This is a genomic window from Bordetella tumulicola, from assembly GCF_965138755.1.
Taxonomy (GTDB): Bacteria; Pseudomonadota; Gammaproteobacteria; order Burkholderiales; family Burkholderiaceae_B; genus Bordetella_A; species Bordetella_A tumulicola.
In genome coordinates, this window is record NZ_CBCSFP010000017.1 from 13,532 (window position 1) to 32,392 (window position 18,861).

General features: G+C 60.0%; 24 protein-coding genes and 1 tRNA gene. 16 read left to right on the forward strand and 9 right to left on the reverse strand.

The window, feature by feature from the left end; translation table 11 throughout:
- Positions 1–5: 5 nt before the first annotated feature.
- The 4 genes from ACNAZS_RS25410 to ACNAZS_RS25425 are packed head-to-tail and all read left to right on the forward strand — an operon-like array spanning position 6 to position 2,260.
- Positions 6–479 (forward strand): hypothetical protein, encoded by a 474-nt coding sequence (locus tag ACNAZS_RS25410; protein ID WP_415793350.1) that lies wholly within the window; start codon positions 6–8, stop codon positions 477–479.
- Position 480: 1 nt separating this feature from the next.
- The gene (locus ACNAZS_RS25415; protein WP_415793351.1) at positions 481–1,308 is read left to right on the forward strand and encodes a hypothetical protein; all 828 of its coding nucleotides are present in this window, start codon (positions 481–483) and stop codon (positions 1,306–1,308) included.
- A gap of 4 nt (positions 1,309–1,312) precedes the next feature.
- Complete coding sequence (locus ACNAZS_RS25420; protein ID WP_415793352.1) at positions 1,313–1,918, forward strand: hypothetical protein; 606 nt, start codon at positions 1,313–1,315, stop codon at positions 1,916–1,918.
- A gap of 51 nt (positions 1,919–1,969) precedes the next feature.
- Positions 1,970–2,260, forward strand: coding sequence for a PAAR domain-containing protein (locus ACNAZS_RS25425; RefSeq protein ID WP_415793353.1), 291 nt, complete (start codon positions 1,970–1,972; stop codon positions 2,258–2,260).
- 172 nt (positions 2,261–2,432) lie between these two features.
- On the opposite strand, the gene ACNAZS_RS25430 is transcribed toward ACNAZS_RS25425, so the two are convergent.
- Together ACNAZS_RS25430 and ACNAZS_RS25435 are read right to left on the reverse strand one after the other, a co-directional pair.
- Positions 2,433–3,386 (reverse strand): DUF72 domain-containing protein, encoded by a 954-nt coding sequence (locus ACNAZS_RS25430; protein WP_415793400.1) that lies wholly within the window; start codon positions 3,384–3,386, stop codon positions 2,433–2,435.
- Positions 3,387–3,649: 263 nt separating this feature from the next.
- A complete protein-coding gene (locus ACNAZS_RS25435; protein WP_415793354.1) occupies positions 3,650–3,919 on the reverse strand; it encodes a hypothetical protein in 270 nt (89 codons plus the stop codon).
- A gap of 72 nt (positions 3,920–3,991) precedes the next feature.
- Here ACNAZS_RS25435 and ACNAZS_RS25440 point away from each other — a divergent pair, with 72 nt between their 5' ends.
- Both ACNAZS_RS25440 and ACNAZS_RS25445 read left to right on the forward strand, forming a co-directional pair.
- Positions 3,992–4,339, forward strand: a complete 348-nt coding sequence (locus tag ACNAZS_RS25440) for a tripartite tricarboxylate transporter substrate-binding protein (protein WP_415793355.1) — start codon at positions 3,992–3,994, stop codon at positions 4,337–4,339.
- A 338-nt stretch (positions 4,340–4,677) separates the two neighbouring features.
- On the forward strand, positions 4,678–4,968 hold the full coding sequence (locus ACNAZS_RS25445) for a hypothetical protein (RefSeq protein ID WP_415793356.1): 291 nt from the start codon (positions 4,678–4,680) through the stop codon (positions 4,966–4,968).
- A 333-nt stretch (positions 4,969–5,301) separates the two neighbouring features.
- Here the strand turns inward: ACNAZS_RS25445 and ACNAZS_RS25450 are convergent, their stop codons facing one another.
- A complete protein-coding gene (locus ACNAZS_RS25450; protein WP_415793357.1) occupies positions 5,302–6,117 on the reverse strand; it encodes an SDR family NAD(P)-dependent oxidoreductase in 816 nt (271 codons plus the stop codon).
- Positions 6,118–6,275: 158 nt separating this feature from the next.
- On the opposite strand from ACNAZS_RS25450, the gene ACNAZS_RS25455 reads away from it, so the two are divergent.
- The 4 genes from ACNAZS_RS25455 (at position 6,276) to ACNAZS_RS25470 (ending at position 8,700) form a co-directional block, all read left to right on the forward strand.
- The gene (locus tag ACNAZS_RS25455) at positions 6,276–6,545 is read left to right on the forward strand and encodes a winged helix-turn-helix transcriptional regulator (RefSeq protein ID WP_415793401.1); all 270 of its coding nucleotides are present in this window, start codon (positions 6,276–6,278) and stop codon (positions 6,543–6,545) included.
- A gap of 152 nt (positions 6,546–6,697) precedes the next feature.
- Positions 6,698–6,865, forward strand: coding sequence for a hypothetical protein (locus ACNAZS_RS25460; RefSeq protein WP_415793358.1), 168 nt, complete (start codon positions 6,698–6,700; stop codon positions 6,863–6,865).
- A 231-nt stretch (positions 6,866–7,096) separates the two neighbouring features.
- Complete coding sequence (locus ACNAZS_RS25465) at positions 7,097–7,459, forward strand: helix-turn-helix domain-containing protein (protein ID WP_415793359.1); 363 nt, start codon at positions 7,097–7,099, stop codon at positions 7,457–7,459.
- Positions 7,456–8,700 carry a type II toxin-antitoxin system HipA family toxin gene (locus ACNAZS_RS25470; RefSeq protein WP_415793360.1) on the forward strand — a complete coding sequence of 415 codons (1,245 nt, stop codon included), beginning with the start codon at positions 7,456–7,458 and terminating at the stop codon, positions 8,698–8,700. The genes ACNAZS_RS25465 and ACNAZS_RS25470 overlap by 4 nt, the downstream gene beginning before the upstream one ends.
- 342 nt (positions 8,701–9,042) lie before the next feature.
- Here the strand turns inward: ACNAZS_RS25470 and ACNAZS_RS25475 are convergent.
- The 4 genes from ACNAZS_RS25475 to ACNAZS_RS25490 all read right to left on the reverse strand — a co-directional run bounded on the left by ACNAZS_RS25475 (position 9,043) and on the right by ACNAZS_RS25490 (position 12,435).
- Positions 9,043–9,116: transfer RNA gene (locus tag ACNAZS_RS25475), tRNA-Gly, on the reverse strand.
- A 68-nt stretch (positions 9,117–9,184) separates the two neighbouring features.
- A complete protein-coding gene (locus ACNAZS_RS25480; RefSeq protein WP_415793362.1) occupies positions 9,185–10,171 on the reverse strand; it encodes a Bug family tripartite tricarboxylate transporter substrate binding protein in 987 nt (328 codons plus the stop codon).
- A 111-nt stretch (positions 10,172–10,282) separates the two neighbouring features.
- Positions 10,283–11,245 carry a hydroxymethylglutaryl-CoA lyase gene (locus ACNAZS_RS25485; protein WP_415793363.1) on the reverse strand — a complete coding sequence of 321 codons (963 nt, stop codon included), beginning with the start codon at positions 11,243–11,245 and terminating at the stop codon, positions 10,283–10,285.
- Entirely contained in the window at positions 11,242–12,435 is a 1,194-nt protein-coding gene (locus ACNAZS_RS25490) for a CaiB/BaiF CoA transferase family protein (RefSeq protein WP_415793364.1), read from the reverse strand. Before ACNAZS_RS25490 ends, ACNAZS_RS25485 begins: the two co-directional genes overlap by 4 nt.
- A 249-nt stretch (positions 12,436–12,684) precedes the next feature.
- Here ACNAZS_RS25490 and ACNAZS_RS25495 point away from each other — a divergent pair, with 249 nt between their 5' ends.
- On the forward strand, positions 12,685–13,335 hold the full coding sequence (locus ACNAZS_RS25495) for a glutathione S-transferase (RefSeq protein WP_415793365.1): 651 nt from the start codon (positions 12,685–12,687) through the stop codon (positions 13,333–13,335).
- Positions 13,336–13,391: 56 nt separating this feature from the next.
- Here the strand turns inward: ACNAZS_RS25495 and ACNAZS_RS25500 are convergent, their stop codons facing one another.
- Positions 13,392–14,303: a LysR substrate-binding domain-containing protein gene (locus ACNAZS_RS25500; protein WP_415793366.1), complete on the reverse strand. Its 912-nt coding sequence runs from the start codon at positions 14,301–14,303 to the stop codon at positions 13,392–13,394.
- Between the two features lie 54 nt (positions 14,304–14,357).
- Here ACNAZS_RS25500 and trmB point away from each other — a divergent pair, with 54 nt between their 5' ends.
- The 5 genes from trmB to lysM all read left to right on the forward strand — a co-directional run bounded on the left by trmB (position 14,358) and on the right by lysM (position 17,822).
- Positions 14,358–15,122, forward strand: a complete 765-nt coding sequence (gene trmB, locus ACNAZS_RS25505; protein WP_415793367.1) for a tRNA (guanosine(46)-N7)-methyltransferase TrmB — start codon at positions 14,358–14,360, stop codon at positions 15,120–15,122.
- Positions 15,123–15,124: 2 nt separating this feature from the next.
- Positions 15,125–16,066, forward strand: a complete 942-nt coding sequence (gene pip, locus ACNAZS_RS25510; RefSeq protein ID WP_415793368.1) for a prolyl aminopeptidase — start codon at positions 15,125–15,127, stop codon at positions 16,064–16,066.
- Between the two features lie 10 nt (positions 16,067–16,076).
- Positions 16,077–16,277 carry a sulfur carrier protein ThiS gene (gene thiS / locus ACNAZS_RS25515; protein WP_415793369.1) on the forward strand — a complete coding sequence of 67 codons (201 nt, stop codon included), beginning with the start codon at positions 16,077–16,079 and terminating at the stop codon, positions 16,275–16,277.
- A 227-nt stretch (positions 16,278–16,504) separates the two neighbouring features.
- A complete protein-coding gene (locus ACNAZS_RS25520) occupies positions 16,505–17,221 on the forward strand; it encodes a class I SAM-dependent methyltransferase (RefSeq protein WP_415793370.1) in 717 nt (238 codons plus the stop codon).
- Positions 17,222–17,375: 154 nt separating this feature from the next.
- Positions 17,376–17,822, forward strand: a complete 447-nt coding sequence (lysM, locus tag ACNAZS_RS25525; protein ID WP_415793371.1) for a peptidoglycan-binding protein LysM — start codon at positions 17,376–17,378, stop codon at positions 17,820–17,822.
- Between the two features lie 132 nt (positions 17,823–17,954).
- On the opposite strand, the gene ACNAZS_RS25530 is transcribed toward lysM, so the two are convergent.
- Complete coding sequence (locus ACNAZS_RS25530) at positions 17,955–18,860, reverse strand: AraC family transcriptional regulator (RefSeq protein WP_415793373.1); 906 nt, start codon at positions 18,858–18,860, stop codon at positions 17,955–17,957.
- Between the last annotated feature and the right edge of the window lies 1 nt (position 18,861).

Below are 18,861 nucleotides of genomic sequence, written 5' to 3' on the forward strand. Positions count from 1 at the left end.
TCATCATGATTCACAACAAGCGACAGTTTTTTATCTCGGGCGTGACATTGTTGCTCGTGATCGCCGGTGTATTAATTGCATCGCATTTTTTTGGTGAGAAAGGCCAACCGCCACTGGCCTCGACACAAGGACAACTTTCTTGTGGCAGCGAGCAGTATGCCGAATACAACAAGAACATGGTGCTGGCCGGAGAAATGACTATCGGCAGGCAGCCGCCGTCGGGTACACGCCAGCAGCAGCAAGCCATGGTCGACGCTTTCGGGGCACTCACCCTGCCAACGGACAAGACCATCATTTCCGCTGGTCACCTGAAAACGGGGAAGGTGTATACAAAGGTATGTCAAAACGAAAAATGCACCATGAACGAGATGGCGGAGCCCGAGCAGGCCTGCTTGACCGAGAATTGGAGTGGTTGTCGATATCTGGCAATGCAATTCAGAGAAAAACAGTACTGCTTCCTGACGCCCTCGGATCAGTGACATGAGCGACACAGAATTTCCATTTGGCAATGACCTGATGAAACCCGACGATTGGGTGGGCACCATGGGCGCGAAATCCACGCGTTGGCTCATTTCCTATGAGGGCAGCCTGGCCGTCGTATGCGGCTACCACAGCTTCATTTTTCTTGGCCTGGACAGCATGGCCATCAGCGTGGTGAACATCCTGAACTGCGGCTTCACCCTGAGCGTCCCCGTCGGCAAGTTACTCAAAGCCGGAACCAGCTCCGTCAGGGAGGCCTTGGCTTTCGAGAAAGCCAACGATCTCGTCGGGAACGCCAAGAAAGTCGACGATGCCATCAACATGGAGCGGGAACAAAGCGAAGCCAACAGCGGCATAGCGCTGTACGAGCGCATGCAGAAGGGGATCCCTCAATTGATCTACGCGAGCAAGCCCTTTTCGTTCAACGACCTCGCGGGCATGCTAGGCGGCATCGCCGGCGCCGAGATCGAGGCTGGCGGTGCCGCGGCCATATACCGAATCGAAGGCTACGACGGTATAACGGGAGGTTTGACGAGCGATTTTTTCTTCCGGGCCACGATCGCCAACGCTGGGACCGGATTAGTATCAGGTGGCGTGGGAATATCCGCGGGCATCTGGAGCGTCGAAGGCCCCCGCAATCTCTATTGGGAGCTGGCAGCGCGCGCACGCGCGCGCTGTGTCGTGGAAAACAGCGCACCGAGCTACGACCAGCCCTATCGGCAGATTCGCAACCTTCATCCGTATCTGCAGGGCCTGCCTCCGGCAGGCTGCTCAATCGCAGAAACCAACTTCAATCCTGCCCGGCTCATGCAGCAACGGATCCCGTAACCCAATGAATACGCAAAGCGCAATCGAATCCAGCAAGCCGGCATTGGCTGGCGCCATACTGTCCAAAGGTGGCCAGAGCTTGCCGGATCTGTGGCGCATTCAACACTCGAACGCCAACGTGTTCCTCCGCTTTGTCAAAACGGGGCAGCCTCAACGAGCGGCAAGCATCTCGGCGATGATTGGCGAAGGAGAGCGCGCCATCCGTCGGGAATTGCAATCCATTCCCGCAGCTTCCTGGTTAAGCCTGTGCGCGGCGGCCGGCTGGACGCATGTCGGTGCAGCATCGCTGTCCTGGTGCGACGGTGCCAGCGAGGCACAGGTATGGCAGGCGTGGACCGAGGCCACGCCATCGGTGGCGTCCCCCGGGGATGCCTTCTTTATCGCAGCCGGGTCGATGAACCCCGCGTTCCTGTTCGAAGACCAGACCCTGTCGTCTTTCGTGCCCCATCTGTTGGCGGACAAGATGAAGGTGTGTGTATCGCTGGCAGCACGTTGCGAGCAGGTGTCGTTGGATTGCTCGCCGGCGGCGCTGCATGCCCTGCCCAAGGACTTTCAGCAGTTCCTGTCCCATCGAGAAATCAAGCTCGCCCAGACGGACGCCAGGCGCTGAACGCCGCGCCTATCCGTATGACCCACCCTGTTTCGGGATATAGACACGACCATGCCAGCCGCAGCCAGACTCAACGATCAGGCCTCTGACCATGACGGTGCGCCGCCGACACCGTGTACCGGTGCCTCGGCCGATGTCAGCATCGACGGCCGCGCCGCCGTACGTGAAGGAGACCCCTTCGCGTCGCACGCCCGCCCGGACGAGTCCGACCATACGCGCAGCCTGGCGGCAGGCTCGAGCTCGGTGTTCATCAACGGCAAGCCTGCCGGCAGGATAGGCGATCCGATTTCATGCGGCGGCGAGATCGCGGAAGGCTCAGAGACCGTATTCATCGGCGGCTGAGCACGGCTTGTACCCACATCAAGAAATCGACAGGATCCAGCGCAGGCGTCTCGCGGTCTTGCTGCCGTAACCTCGCATGCGCCCGCCGAATCACACGTTCGCCCCACGAGTCTGGCGCAGTGTCCTCCAGCGCGCGAAAGAAAACCTCCTGAGAAGCTCGAGCAGACAGGCCCTACACCGCAATGGCCTGGGCCAGCTTCTGGATGGACAACGGCGCGCAGCCCTCGGCATCATTACTGACCGTCACGTAGGCCGGCTGGCCCGCGCCCGTGATCCCGCGGATCGTACGCGCCAGCACCATGCGGGTAGGGAGATCCTCGCTAAGAATGGCATTGAACGGATCGTGCTTTTTCTGCGCGTCGGCATAACCATACGCGCCGAAAATGCGGTTCAGGTTCCACCGGCAGACCAGCGGCCCCGGCCATAGCGCGCGCAGCATCGGCAGTTGCTCTTCGATCGGCGGCATCTTGCCATGCAGACCCAGGCAGAAAGTGGCCCCATGCGCCTTGAGCGTATCAACTAGCGCCTGCCCCAGCAGTTCTGGGTCCCGCACTTCCACCGCAACGATCACAGCGCCATGCTCGGACAAAGTCTCCCGGACAGTCGCCAGCATGCAGCCCAGCTTCTCAAACAGCGTTGCGGAGTGACTCAGCCACCCCCAAGGCAGAGGACTCAGCTGAAACACCAGAACGCCGAGCTTGACGCCCAGACCTTCGAGCGCCGGCCGCACGAATTCCTGGATGGCCAGCGACGGATCGAGGAAAACCGGGTTGACCTCGCGCGTCCTGCCTTCTTCGCCACGCACCTGGGCGTCGGTAATGCTGGCCGGACATTTGACGACGAAACGGAAGTCGTCATCGACCTGCCCCGCATAAGCGGCATACTGGCTCGCCGTCAACGGGCGCCAGAACGTGCGGTCCACACAAACCGTGCGCAAAAGCGGATGCTGGTGGTAGGCGCCAAGACCATGCTTGGACAGCGTGCTCGAATCGTATTCGTCATCCCAGACCAGCCCTTCCCAGCCCGGGTATGACCAGGTAGAGACGCCAAAGCGCAACTGCGCCGGAAGCTGCCGCGCGAGCGCGCTCCACTCCTGCGCCGCAGGAGCGGGAAGCACCTTGGCCATGTCCCGGAGGGTGGAAACCTCCGGATTCGCACGAGAGGCCGCAGAGTTCGAGGAGTTGCTCGAAGGCTGGAGAAGCGCATCGCCGAAAAGATCGTCTTGCATACTTGTGACTGGCACGGAGGTAGGCTAAAAGCGGTTGGGCCGAGCTTACCGCATGCTCAGGAAAATGCTGGCTCGAGGCGATCACCGAATAATCAGGCGAACGACTGCTCCGACCCGTTGCCGTCATCGGGTTCGGCTTGAAGGAATTGCCAGGCGCGATGCTACTTGTCATATGGATTGGCTGTGCGAGGTGCATTGGGCAGTTGCTCGTCAAGTGACTGCCGATACCGGATGCAGCCACGCATGAATTGAGGCCACTCGGGCACGACTGGTTGCGGATCGGTTCGCTCCGGCAACAATGCCCAGAGGTCTGGGTGATGCCAACATAATTCGTGGCCACTGCTGTCACGGTGGCTGCGAATGCCTTGACGCAGCTTGATGATTTCAGCCACCAACTGCTCGCGCGACATTCCTTGAAGATCACTGTCCATGGTTTTTCCTCGACGTGGTCGTAACCCGGATCGTATCTAACCTTGTTTTGGACTACCTGCGTAGCATACGGCATGCTGCTGGTGGATGTCCGGCTTGGCGAATTCCTCGGCGCGATCATGGTCGTGTTCCTCGGCACCGCGATGGCCGGCGTACCGACTGTGGCGGAAGCCGGCTTCCCGGGCTATGAGGCCATGACCTGGATTGCGTTGTTTGCACCGAAAGGCATGAATTCCGAGAACCTGAACAAGCTCAGCGAAAGAGTCAATTCGATACTCGCCGAAGATTCGTTCAAGAAGAGCGTGGCCGCAAAGGGTTTGGAGGCGGTGGGATCGCCCCCCAAGGCGTTGCAACATTTCCTGGAGGCGGAGTCCCGGAAGTGGCGGGCCGTCATCCAGCTTGCGAACATCAAGCTCGACTGATCCGTTCGATCGCTGCGTAGACTCACTCAGTACCAGCAGAATTCGCCCGCAGCCAAGGCACCCGGAGCCCCGAGGCTGATGGGGGGGTGCCGCAGCCGCGCGAGCCAGCGCTCGTCAGTACAGTGCCGGCGTGGTGGATCCGCGCATTGTCCGTTGTCGGACTAGGCGAGATGATTAAAGGGGGGTTGGATAGTAATCAAACGCCTCAACGTAAAGCATCATATATGAACATTTATACTTGAATTTCGTTCATATTTGCTATTTCGGGGGACATCGTGGCGACTGACGACACTGAGCAACGTAAAATGTCAGGCCTCCAGCCTCCACATGCTTGCCTTATGAACCTTGAACGACTGCGTCGCGAATTTCCCGACTTCGACATAACAACCCTGCCGACCATACCCGAAGGGTATTTCGACGCGTCGAGCTACATCGATGCAGCGCCTTCATTCGAGAACACGGAGCGCGGTTTGAAAGTGTATGTCGACTACGCCAACTATGCCGACCGCGAATCCGGCAGGAGCCAACGCTTCTGCGTTTCGCGCTACGACGAGGAAGCTGGCGACTTCGAGGACGTCGCCCTGTCGACTAACGATTGGGCCGAAGTCACTCGCTTTCTGAGCGCCTGAACGCCCTCGCCAGGGGCGATCGATTTCCGCTCTGATCGTCGAATGATCGACCCCGCGCGCTCTTGCGCTCCCGTGGTCTTTCTTGATTTCGACGGCATCCTGCACTCCTTCAGAGAGAAGGCGGTTGACGAGTACTTTCGACTGCTGCCGAAGATCCCCGCGAGTCGCATGACGAATTTGATCTGTTGACCAACCGGCTTTCATCGCCGCGAGCCCAAAGACCGCTTTGTTACTTTCGAACTGGTATCGACAGTTCTCCCCTATATGGATCGCGTAGCGCTGGTGCGTCAGGCAAGATCAGGAAAGGCTGCCCCCAATCTGGTCGACAGAAGCCTATAGACTGGACGATAGGCCGCCATCGATTCGCAGATTCACGCCGGTAATGTATCCGGCAAGTGGACTGGCGAGGAAGGCGATAGCGTCCGCAACTTCGTCTACTCGCCCAACCCGGCCAACAGGAACCTGAGCAAACATCGGCAGGACTGCACGCTCTATAACCTGCCATGGCGCGTCCTTATCCGCCACGCCGCGCTCGGCAGCGACTTGACGGAATCGGCTATCAAGGGCGGAACTGTGTATCGTGCCAGGAGAGACAGCGTTGACCGTGACCCCGTTTGCCGCCACCGCCTTTGCCATCGACGCGGTCATGGCGTTTATCGCGGCCTTGCACGCCGAATAGTCGGGTGCAGTCGGCGGTGGCATCGTCGCAGCCAGGCTCGAAATGTTGATCACGCGTCCCCATCCGGCTTGCTGCATGCCGGGCAGCAGCAGCTTCGTGACACGAAGGGCAGCCAGGACATTGCGATCATAGGCGCACGCCCATGAGGCCGGCTGTGTGTTTGCCCAGCTCTCTTTTGAGCCACCCGACCCGCCGGCGTTGTTGATCAGAATATCGATAGGGCCTGCGAGCTTTACCGCATCCTCGCCCAATCGCTGCACATCATCGTCGTGCGTTAGATCGCCAACCACCACATAGGCGTGGCCGCCCTGCGCGGTGATGTCATTGGCTACTTTCTCTGCCTGAGCTTTATCGCGGCCGTGAACGATGACGATTGCCCTCTCCAGCGCAAGTTTCCTGGCAATGGCTTCGCCAATGCCTTTGCTGCTCCCGGTGATCAGCGCCTTCTTCCCATACAATTGCAAGTCCATCGCACGTAACCCATTTTTCAAGTTGCAGAGATCTTTCAGAGTAGGGAGAGATGATGGACGAAACAAGTACGCACCTTTATGTACCCACCCCGTTGGAGGCACGGGAAGTCTGTCTCGGACCCGACGGATCTGTTGCGCACGTGACCAGGGTGATACGGATGATCCACGGTCGGTGGAAGCTGCCAATCCTCTTCAGGCTCTACGCCGACCCCTCGATGCGAACCTTGCAGTTGAAGCGAGACTTGCCAGGCATCTCGCAAAAAATGCTGACCCAACATCTTCGCGAGCTAGCGGACGATGGCCTGGTCGACAGAGTCGACTTCTGTGAGAAACCTCTGCGGGTCCAATATCAATTGTCAGAAATGGGCAGGCAACTACTGCCCGTCCTGATAGCGGCGCGTAGATTCTCGACTCGTCACCCTGCTTAACGAGCGGTTGGGGTATGGGATGGATGCTGTCACGGCGGTCGCGCGCCGGCTTAAGGCTTTGCCGGGCATATACTCTGCCTGTTTCCTGCTGCCAAGAATAAACCGAGCGAATGTGGAACAATAGCCAGCTTAACCAAACTAGAGAGATTTCCATGGGCAACAAAATCGTTACTGAAGCCGACCGCAAGCGCACTCCCCCTCCCGCCGCTCCCAAGGGCGTGACCTTTACGACACAAGGCCGCGGCCAACGTGTGAGCCTGGAGCGTGGCTCGCATACCCACCACAAGAAAAATGCCGGCAAGCGCGCGCACTCGGGTTAAGTTCCGGGGGCAGTTCGCCACCAGCATCCTTCAGCCCGCCTAGTGGCGGCGCTGACCCTGCTCCTGGGTCTTCGCGCGTGTAAGATCGGCGGCGTCCAGCCTCTCCTACGCCCCTCATACCGGGGCCGCCACGCCTTGAAGTCGACTCCTGGAATCTCAGGAATCTCAACAGATATCGTTATTTTTCGCTATTATGGACAAATTAGAATTATATAGTCCATAATAGCGAACATGCCACGCAAACCACCTATCGTCTTCCCACAAGAGCAGCGTCTCCTTTCCTCACTGGGAGAGCGGCTGCGTCTTGCCCGCAAGCGACGCAAGCTAAGCAATGCCGTCGTAGCGCAACGAGCAGGAATTTCAAGGACCACCTTGTACAAGGTTGAGGCGGGTGATCCTGGGGCTACGCTGGGGTCCTATGTTCGAGTTCTGGCCGTGCTTGGCCTTGAGGGCGACCTCAATCAGCTTGGGGCCGACGACAAAGTTGGTCGGAAACTGCAGGACCTGGAGCTTGAACCAACTCCCAAGCGCCGCACGGCCACCCGTGCCAAAGCGATCCAGCCCTCGTCCTCAAACAGCGAGGAATCGACATGAGCACGCAGGACAACACCCTGGAAGTCTGGTTGAATGATGACCTCGGCCCTGCACGCCAAGTCGGCACACTCGCCCATGACCGCGGCCAAATCCGCTTCCATTACGAACGTGATTGGCTACAAGACCCTCGCGCCTTCGCGCTGGACCCCGATCTCTCTCTCGACGAACACCCCTTCTTTCCCAAGCCTGAGCTAGGCAACTTCGGCATCTTCCTGGATTCGTCACCAGACCGCTGGGGACAAACACTGATGAAGCGGCGCGAGGCCCTACAGGCAAAGGACGAGCAACGCTCTCCCCGTACGCTGTACGCCTGGGACTTCCTGATCGGCGTGCAAGACCTCACTCGCCAAGGCGCGCTGCGCTTTCGCTGGCCAGGTACGGAAGCGTTTCTTGGCGACGAGAAAATGGCAGCTCCGCCGGTGACGACGCTACGAGAGTTGGAAGCCGTGGCCTACCAACTCAGCAACCGGCGTATCGACGATCTAGATGCGCTACGAAAATGGCTCGCCGTGCTCGTCGCACCTGGCGCGTCTCTGGGCGGAGCAAGACCAAAGGCCAACTTTACCGAAGCCGATGGTTCACTCTGGATCGGCAAGTTCCCCGCCAGGGATGACGATCGGGACGTCGGAGCTTGGGAGTATGTCGTTCACCAACTCGCGCAAAAAGCGGGGATAGACGTACCGCCTGCGAAGCTCATCAAGCTAAACAACGACTTCCATACCTTCTGCGTCCAAAGGTTCGATCGCGCCAACAGTTCGCGACGCTTCTATGCCTCGGCGATGACATTGCTTCGCAAGACTCAAAGTGAAGGTACGAGCTATCTGGAATTGGCGCAGTTCATTCGAGCTCAGGGGGATGCCGAGCATGCGGATGCAGACTTGGAGCAACTATTCCGGCGCGTGACGTTCAACGTCGCGGTTGGCAACCGCGACGACCACCTTCGCAATCACGGATTCGTGCTTGGCAAGACAGGATGGAGGCTTGCACCCGCATTTGACGTCAATCCGAACATCGACAAGGCAGAACATGTCTTGAATATCGACGACGTCGACAATCGACCTAGCCTAGAGACTGTTCTCAGCACGGCCGCTTTTTACGGCCTGGACGATGTGCAAGCTCGGCAAATAGTGGATGAGGTAGTCATGGTTGTCGATCATTGGCAGGACGCTGCTCGCCGGATGCACATTAGCGGTGCGGATATTGATTTGACTGCAGGGGCGTTCTCGGCCAATAAAGCATAAAGGATAAGGCACACACCTACGGATGCCGCCTCTGGTCGATAACAGACGCTCATATAAGCCTTCCCCGTTACTTGGCATTTCAAATATGTCCGTCAGTCAGCGCGACCGTCACACTCTAAATCCCAAATTAGACGGAATAGCAGCCATGGCCGCCTCGGCGCCAAATTGCGGACAGCAACAATGCATGCCAGCCCACCGCATTGATGGCCCGAAAAAAGTACCTGATTGGGGGTGCTAAAGGCAGATTTTCCCGATCCCAGCGTTATTAGGAAAAAAACATCACTGACATTCAATCACTTGGATTTTGCTCCCAAAGTGACGAGATAAGTGCGAGCCTTGAATTGGAGCGGGTGATGGGAATCGAACCCACGCTTGAGGCTTGGGAAGCCGCCGTTCTACCATTGAACTACACCCGCTTCGGTGTCGTGCCGCGCCTGTAGGCGCGNCAGAGGGTGTGGATTATAGCGCGGGTTTTGCCGCGTGTTTAATTGCCCTTGATTCCGGCGGCTTTGACCACTTTGCCCCAGCGGTCGTATTCCTCTTGGGTGTATTCCGCCAGTTTGGCGGGGCCCATGAATTCCGCTTCGGCGCCCTGCTCTGCCGCTTTTTTACGGAAATCCTCGGTCTTCATGATGCCTTCAATAGTGCCGGCCAATTTATCGATGACAGCCTGGGGCGTACCGGCCGGCGCATACATCGCAAACCACGACGACACCAGCAGATCCGGGTAACCGGCCTCGGCCGCCGTCGGTACGTCAGGCAGTGATTCCAGGCGCTTCGGGCCCGTGACGGCCAGCGCGCGCAACTTGCCTGCCTTGATATGCCCCAGCAACGGCGGCGGCGTCGTGACGGTCATATCCACCGCGCCACCCAGCAGATCATTCAAAGCCGGGCCCGTGCCCTTGTACGGAATATGCGCGATCTTGATATCCGCCATCTGCTTCAACAACTCGGTCGCGACGTGCTGCAGCGCGCCGTTGCCGGACGAGGCATAGTTGAGCTTGTCTGGGTTGGCCTTGGCATACTCGACCAACTCTTTCAAGGTCTTCACCGGCAGGCTGGGACGGACCACGATGACTTGCGGGGCGGACAAGATATTGGCGATAGGCGCAAAATCTTTGATGGGATCCCAGCTCACGGGTTGGACGTGCGGGGAAATGGCGTTGTAGCCGGAATACTGCAACAGCAACGTATAGCCATCGGGTTTCGCGCTGGCGACGGCCTGCGAGGCGATGCTGCCGGACGCGCCGGGCTTGTTTTCTACGACAACGCTTTGGCCCAGGGCTTCGCCCAGGGGTTGCGCGATTAGGCGAGCGGACAGATCTGTCGTGCCGCCAGGCGCCGCCGGCACCAGTAAAGTAATCGGGCGATCGGGATAGTCGGCCAACGCAATAGCGGGACTGGCGACGACGGCGAACGTCGCGGCGGCTAGCGCGGCGCGCAAGGGGCTGGATAGAAAAGAAACCTTCATGGACATAGTCTCCTGGTCATTTGTTATGAGTGGTGCCGTTCGACCGCCTGAGGCGGTTCAAACGCTTGGATGCGACGAGGTGTCGCCTGACAAGTCAGTACGGATTGCTGATTAGGCTGGCGTTTGCGTCGGCCCGAATTTTTCTGCCAACCACGCCGGCGGCTGATGTGTCGCCAGCCTGGGGCCGGCGGCCAGCAACGGCGTGGAAAACTCGCGCTGCACGAGTTGCGGCAAACCTTGCACGATGTCCAACAGCGGTTGCAACGACACCCCCGTCCGCACGCCCATGCACTCGAACATATGCACGAGCTCTTCGGTGTTGACGTTGCCGCTGGCGCCCGGCGCAAAGGGACAGCCGCCCAACCCGCCCGCCGCCGCGTCGAACCGCGTCACGCCCGTTTGCCAGGCGGCAATGGCGTTGGCCAGGGCCATGCCACGCGTGTTGTGCAGATGAATGGTGATGGGCAAGCCGGGCAGCGCGCGGGACACGGCCTCGCAAAGGGCGGCGACTTGAGTGGGATAGGCCATGCCGGTGGTGTCGCACAGCGTGATACCGGTCGCGCCGGCCTCGACCAATTGAGTGGCCAGGCGCAGGACCTCACCCACGGGGACGTCACCATCAAAAGGGCAACCAAAGACGGTCGACAACGAGACGTTGCACGGGACGTGGGATCCCTTGGCGGCTTGCAAGATGGCGGTCAGCTCGGCCTGCGATTGATCGCGGGTCATGCGCAGGTTGGCGCGATTGTGTGTCTCGCTGCTGGACATCACCAGATTCATCTCGTCGGTGCCGACCTCCAAGGCTCGCTCCAGGCCACGGATATTGGGCACGAGCGCGGTGTAGACCACGCCGGGGCGACGACGAATGCGGCGCATGACCTCTTGCGCGTCGGCCAGCGCGGGGATGGCTTTGGGCGAGGTAAAGCTGGTGACTTCGATGCGTGCAAAACCACAATCGGATAGCGCGTCCACGAGAGCGACTTTATCGTCGGTCGCGACAAAGGTTTTTTCGATTTGCAGGCCGTCGCGCGGGCCGACTTCGTTGATTTCGATGCGAGGGGTACCCGTGTTCATGCGATGACTCCGCGAGCGCGCAATGCGGCGCGTTGATCTCCGCTCAGGCCGGCGTCGGCCAGAACGGTGTCGGTGTGTTCACCCAGAGTGGGCGCACGGTCATGAATGGCGCCGGGGTTATCGGACAGCAAGGGAAACACCGCCGGCATTTCGACGCGGATGCCGCTGGCGCCCTCGATCTCGGCGATGGCGTTGCGGGCACGATAATGCGGATCGCGCGCAATGTCGGCGATGGAATAAATCCGGCCGCTGGGCACGCCCGCCTCGAGCATGGCTTGCAAGACCTCATCAATCTCGCGTTGCGCCGTCCAGGTACCAATCGCGCCATCGATCTCATGCACGCGAGCGGCGCGACCGTCGTTGTGCGCCAAATCGGGATCACGCCCCAAATCATCACGGCCGATGCGCGCCATCAGTCGGGTATAAATCGCGTCACCGTTACCCGCAATGAGGACATAGCCGTCTTTGCAGGGATAGGCATTCGACGGCGCGATGCCCGGCAACGAGGCACCGGCCGGCTCGCGCACCGCGCCAAATGCGGCGTACTCGGGCAGCAGGCTTTCGGTCAGGTTGAACAAGCTCTCGTAAAGCGCGGCGTCGATGACTTGACCTTGCCCACCGCGCGCGTCGCGTTGATACAGCGCCAGCAACACGCCTAGCGCGCCATGCAAGCCGGCGATGGTGTCGCCCAGCGACAAGCCGGCACGGACCGGCGCGCGACCGGGCTCGCCGTTCAGATAGCGCAGGCCAGCCATGGCTTCGCCGATCGCCGCGAAGCCCGGCTCACGGGCTTTCGGGCCCGTCTGCCCATAGCCCGACACGCGCAGCATGATCAAGCGCGGGTTCAACTCATGCAGGGCTTCCCACGACAAGCCCCATTTTTCCATGGTGCCGGGGCGGAAATTTTCGATCAGGACATCGGCTTGCGAGGCCAGCATGCGGACGATTTCCTGCCCGTCTTCTTGGCGCAGGTCGACGCAAACGGATTGCTTGTTGCGGGACTGGGCTTCCCACCAGACCGAAGTGCCCTCGTGCAGCAAACGCCATTTACGTAGCGGGTCGCCCAGGCCCGGCGGCTCGATCTTGACGACCTGCGCCCCAAAATCTGCCAAGGTCTTAGCGGCGAATGGCCCTGCGATCAGTTGTCCCAACTCCAACACGCGTATGCCGGCGAGAATCTGCCCTGCCATGCCTGCTCCCCATTGTCTTGATGAATGCAATGGCGGCGAGTGTGCGCGACAACCTCTCGCGCGGGAATCGTTTTTACGAGAAATGGGGTTTCCCAAACGCGGAAGCCTCTATGGGAAAAGGCAAAACCCCAGGACCCGATAAGGGTATGTACTAACCCGACGCGTGGGCATAATGATGGGATATCGACGAACGCGGACACGCCTCTATGGATTTTCCGGCAACCGCCTATTGACTCATCTCACCACACGATGCCCTCGCACCCTTTACCCATTCTGTATTCATTCAGGCGCTGTCCCTATGCGATGCGCGCGCGGCTGGCGCTGGCCGCAAGCGGCCAACCGTGCGAATTGCGCGAGGTGGTATTGCGTGCGAAACCGGCGGAATTACTGTCGGCCTCGCCCAAGGGCACGGTGCCCGTATTAGTGTTGCCAGATCGCGTGATAGACCAGAGCCTGGACATCATGCATTGGGCGCTGGCCCAACACGATCCAGAACACTGGCTGACGCCGGACAAGAACTCGACGGTGGAGATACTCCCCCTGATCCAGCAATGCGACGGCCCGTTTAAAACCAACCTGGATCGCTATAAATACCCCGATCGCTACGAGGATGTCGATGCCATCGCACACCGGACAGCCGGGGCAGAATATTTAATGGATCTGGATCGTCGCCTGCAAAGCAACGAGTATCTATTCGGCACTCGACCTTGCCTGGCCGACATGGCCATCGCACCCTTTGTGCGCCAGTTCGCGCATGTCGATACGATGTGGTTCGAAGGCCAAGCCTGGCATGCCTTGGCATGCTGGCTAAACGCCTTTCTGGCGAGCGAGCGCTTTCAACGGATTATGGAGAAATACCCGGCCTGGCAGTCCGGCACAGAGGGGATCCGCTTCCCCTAGATCTAACTTCTCCAGCTCCAACGTCCCTAGATCCGCTTTCCCTGAATCCACGTGCGTTAGGCCCGCTCCCCGCCACTATCCTTGCGCAAATGCGCTAGCAACAATCGCGCCGCTACCGTCAGCGTATCTGCATCGCGCACCCCCAGCAGCAGCCAGCGACGCGCCCACTCATCGGTCAGCGGAATCAACCGAATCGACATCGATCGCGCATGCGGCTCCGCGGCCATTCGCGGCAGCACGCCCACGCCTCCGGTCGCCACCACCATCCGGCACATCGCATCAAAACTGCGCACCTGAATGCGCAAACGCATGGTCTGGCCCAGGCGCACACTCTCCTCATTCAGGCGCAACGCCAGCGAAGTCATCTGCGGCAAACTGACATATTCATAGTCCAGTGTCTCGGCAAACGCGACACGCGGCAGGCTCGCCAAAGGATGACGCTGTGGCGCGATCAGCACCAGTTCATCCGGCCGATAGGGCACCGTCCACAATCCCGATGCCGGCGTCCGGTCCGCAAAGACCCCGATATCCGCCCGGTTTTCCAGCACCGCCGTCACGATATCGGTGCTGTTCTGCTCCTCGAGATCAATACGCACCGCCGGGTGCTCGTCCATGAAAGACGCCAGATCCTCCGGCAAAAACTGCGTCAGCGACGACGTATTCGCCGCGATCCTCACCTGTCCCTTCACCCCTTGCGCAAAGTCGGACAAACTCCCCGCCATCTGCTCGACCTCTTGCAGGACCCGCAACACATGTGTCAGACAGGCCTGCCCGGCGTCGGTCAGCTCTACCCCCGCCGTATTGCGATACAACAACGGCGTACCCAGCGCGGCCTCTAAATCGGAAATCCGTTTACTCGCCGCCCCCACCGCCAGATGCGACAAACGCGCGCCCGCGGAAATACTGCCGGCGCGCGCAACGGCGGCAAACAAGGCAAGCGTAGTCAAATCAAAACGGGCAACATTCATTCCGCAAATGCTACCCCAATTGGTCCACCGCCCGGGCCTACTACAATTCAGCGTATGAACACGAACACCCCCGCCCCCCAGGACGCGTCCCCCCTGTCGGACGCAGCCCGTGCCGCCCTGGAGCCGGCCACGCAAGCCCCGCCCAGTCCCGGCGTCCCGCACATCCGCAGTTTTGTCCATCGTCGCGGCCATATTACCCAGGGCCAGCGCGACGCCCTGGAGCAACTGCTCGACAAATGGTCTATCCCCTATCGCCCTACGCGCCTGGATCTCGCCGCCGCCTTTGGGCGCACCGCACCCACCGTGCTTGAGATCGGCTTTGGCATGGGCGAAACCACCCAGAAAATCGCCCAGACCCGCTCGGACGACAACTTTCTCGGCGTCGAGGTCTTCAACGCGGGCGTAGGCGCCCTGTTGCGCCGTATCGAAGACGCCCAGTTGCAAAACCTGCGCATCATCCAACATGACGCCGTCGAAGTCGTCCGCGACATGATCGCCCCCGATAGCCTGGCCGGCGTGCATGTGTATTTCCCGGACCCCTGGCCTAAAAAGCGCCACCACAAACGCCGCCTGCTGCAGCCGCCGTTTGTCTCTCTGCTGGCCAGCCGCATTGCCCCGGGTGGCTACCTTCACTGCGCCACCGACTGGCAGGATTACGCCGTGCAAATGCTGGAAGTCCTGAGCGGCGAACCCCTGTTGCGCAACACCGTTGCCGACTACGCGCCGCGGCCTGATTACCGTCCGCAAACCAAATTCGAAACGCGTGGTCTGCGCCTGGGCCACGGCGTTTGGGACTTGATTTTCCAAAGGATCGCTTAACGATGTTGTATCCCGCTATCGAGCCCTACCGCCATGGCATGCTGGACACTGGCGACGGACATCAGATTTATTGGGAGCTCTGCGGCAATCCGCAGGGCAAACCCGCCGTGTTCTTGCATGGCGGCCCAGGTAGCGGATGCGCGCCCGTGCACCGCCAATTATTTGACCCCCAACGCTACAACGTGCTGCTGCTGGACCAACGCGGCTGCGGTCGCTCGGAACCGCACGCCAGCCTGGCCAACAACACCACCTGGCATCTGGTGTCGGATATGGAGCGCCTGCGGACCGACGTCATGGGCGTGGAACGCTGGCTGGTATTCGGTGGCTCGTGGGGCTCCACGCTAGCATTGGCCTATGCACAACAACATCCCGAACACGTCAGCGAAATCATCGTGCGCGGGATATTCGGACTGCGCCGGGCTGAACTGCAGTGGTTCTACCAAGAGGGGGCCTCCTGGCTGTTTCCCGATCACTGGGAAGCCTACATCGCCCCCATCCCCCTCGACGAACGCGACGACATGATCGCTGCCTACCACAAGCGATTGACGAGCTCGGACCCCGTCGAGCAATTGCGGGCCGCCAAAACCTGGAGCCGTTGGGAAGACAGCACCATCACTCTCATGCCCAGCCCCCGCCACCAGCAAAGCCATGCGGCCGACCGCGCGGCGCTGGCGTTTGCCCGCATCGAAAACCATTACTTTGTTAATGGCGGCTTTATGGAAGAAGGCCAACTGATCCGCGATGCGTACAAATTACACGGCATTCCCGGTACGATTGTCCAAGGGCGCTATGACATCTGCACCCCCGCGCGCACGGCCTGGGAACTGCACCGTGCTTGGCCGCAGGCCCAGTTTCATCTGATCCCGGACGCCGGCCATGCTTTCGACGAACCCGGCACGTTGGCCAAGCTCATCGAAGCCACCGATAGCTATGCAGCACAGTAAGGAAGCCATCATGCACATCACACTGAACGGCGACGCGCGCGAATTTCCGCTCGACACCACGGTCATCGAGGTCCTGCAAATTTTGGGCTACGCCGGCAAACGCGTGGCCGTCGAACGCAACGGTGAAATCGTGCCCAAAAGCCAGCATGACTCCACCATCCTGAAAGACGGCGATCAAATCGAAATCGTCGCCGCTGTCGGAGGCGGGTGACGTCAAAAACCGAACCCGGCGAACGTGACCATCTGTGTCAATCCCCGGGTTATTCGCCACATATTGTGAGAATTGTGAACCGTGCGATAGCCGATGACGCATACAGCGCTTATATGGCTTGCGTCAGGTCAGCCACGTAGTACTCTTGCGCCTGTGCTTGACGCTAGCTAGCGCGGGGCCTGTCATGTTGCACCCCAACAAATTCGCTCCGCCCACAGGAGTTCTACATGCTGCTGAAGTTCCTGACCGAGGATCCATCCGGTCTGCCCATCGGCTCGCGGTTGTTTCGTATTGCAGGTGTTGCGGGCCGCGCGACCGGCCATGTCGCGGGTCGCATCGGTCGCCACTCCTGGATCGCCGAGCGCGTGCGCTTTGTACGCGCCTGGCGTGCCAACCCCAAAGGCATTGGCGCCATCTGGCCCTCTAGCGCACGCTTGGCCGCCGCCATGACGCGCGACATTGGCCCGACCTCGGGCCCGTGTCTGGAACTCGGCGCCGGGACAGGCGCCTTTACCCGTGCGCTCGTCGCACGCGGCCTATCCTCCGCCCAATTGACGCTCATCGAAATGGACCCGCAATTCGCGAAGCAATTGCGGCACGATTTCCCCGAAGCGTACGTATACCAAGGCGATGCCGGCAAGCTCGCCGGCCTGCCCTTGTTCGCCGATGGGCTCGCCGGGGCGGCCGTCTGTGGCTTGCCCTTGCTGAATATGCCCGTCAAACAGCAGATCGGCATCCTACGCAGCACCTTTGCACACCTCAAGCCCGGGGGTTCAATGGTCCTATTTACCTATGGCCCCCGTTGCCCGGTGCGCCAACGCGTCCTCGATCGTCTGGGGCTGCGAGCGCGCCGCGTCGAAACCGTCTTGGCCAACATGCCTCCCGCACATGTGTGGAAGCTCACCCGACGGTCGGCTGCCGGATCCCTTCACGCCCCTGTTTGACAATATTTAGTTACACATTTTCAGTCGAGCATCAGCACATCGCTCATCGATTCGGCCCATAATCAATCTCCAGTAGGTGGCGAAATCAAGCCAAATTCTGCCATCTTCTGCCATTAAGCACTTAACGTTTCTTAACAGTCAAAAAGGAAACACTATGGGTCTGCTAAGCTTTATTAAAGATGTCGGTGAAAAACTCTTTGGCGCCAGCGAAGCCCAAGCGGCGACGGTCGACGAACTGAAGAAAGAACTGGACAAGCACGGCCTGAATGCCGAAGGCCTGGACATCCAAGTCAACGGCGACAAAGTCACCGTCTCGGGCGAAGCCGCCTCGACCGAAGACGCCGAGAAAATCGCCCTGGCGCTGGGTAACACCGTAGGTGTGGCCCAGGTCGACAACCAACTGTCCGCCAAGCAAGCCTCGCCGGACGCCAAGATGTACACCGTACAAAAGGGTGACAACCTCTGGAAAATCGCCGAAGCTCAATACGGCGCTGGCCAGGGTGCCAAGCACACTGTCATTTTCGAGGCCAACAAGCCAATGTTGAGCCATCCGGACAAGATCTACCCGGGCCAAGTTCTGCGCATCCCGCCGCTGAACTAAACACCACAGCACAAACTGGCAAGCCCCGTAGCGTTTGCCAGTTTGCACCAGAGCGGACTAATCCCCGTTCGCTTTGGTCAACTCGGCCAGACGCCTGTCTGGCCGTTTTTTTTGCTGCCGGGGACCGCGCGCCTACGGCGCAGCGTGGGGACTTTCTATTTGCTGTCTCGTCTGGCTGGCGTGCCTGGCCGGAGGCATGCCGAATATCCGACCATAGTCGCGGCTGAACTGAGATGGGCTTTCATAGCCGACCTGAAAGCCCGCACTGGCCGCGTCCATCGCATCGCTCACCATCAGCCGACGCGCTTCCTGCATTCGCAACTGCGTACGGAACTCGATGGGGCTCATGGTCGTGACCGCCTTGAAGTGAAGGTGAAACGTCGAGCGGCTCATTCCTGCGACCTCGGCCGCGTCTTCAATGCGGCACGGGCCACGAAACTGCCCCCTGATCCAGACGATCGCGCGGGCGATCTGGTTCAGACGGCTGTCTCTCTGGGCCATGTGCCGGATGACGCCACTACCGGCGCCGGTCAAGAGGCGATAGAGAATTTCGCGCAGCGTGAGCGGCGCGAGCGCATCGATGTCATGCGGAGTATCGAGCAATCCAACCAGGCGAATCGCCGCATCGAGCAAGGGCGGGGTAGTCTTGTTCAGCGTCAATCCAGCGGGGATGGCGACCGCGTCCTTCTCCGATGCCGGGTAGCGGATCGCAATATCCGAGAGCTCCGCCGAATCCAGATCAAGCTGCAGGCATAGGTAGGGATGACTCGCGCTTGCCTTGATCACCGCCCCCATCACCGGTAGCTCAACGGAGGCGACCAGGAAATGCGCCGGGTCGTAGCGATAGGTCGTCGTGCCGAGGGCGGCCCGCTTGGTGCCCTGGGCAACCAAGCAGAGCGTCGGCGCGTAGATCACCGGCATCGGCAGGGTCGGGGAAGAGGCGCGAATCAACTTCACCCCCGGAATCGGGGTCTCGTGCGTGCCATCGACGGGCGCATGCCGGCCGATGAGATCGACGAGCGTATCGAGTGTGTTCATG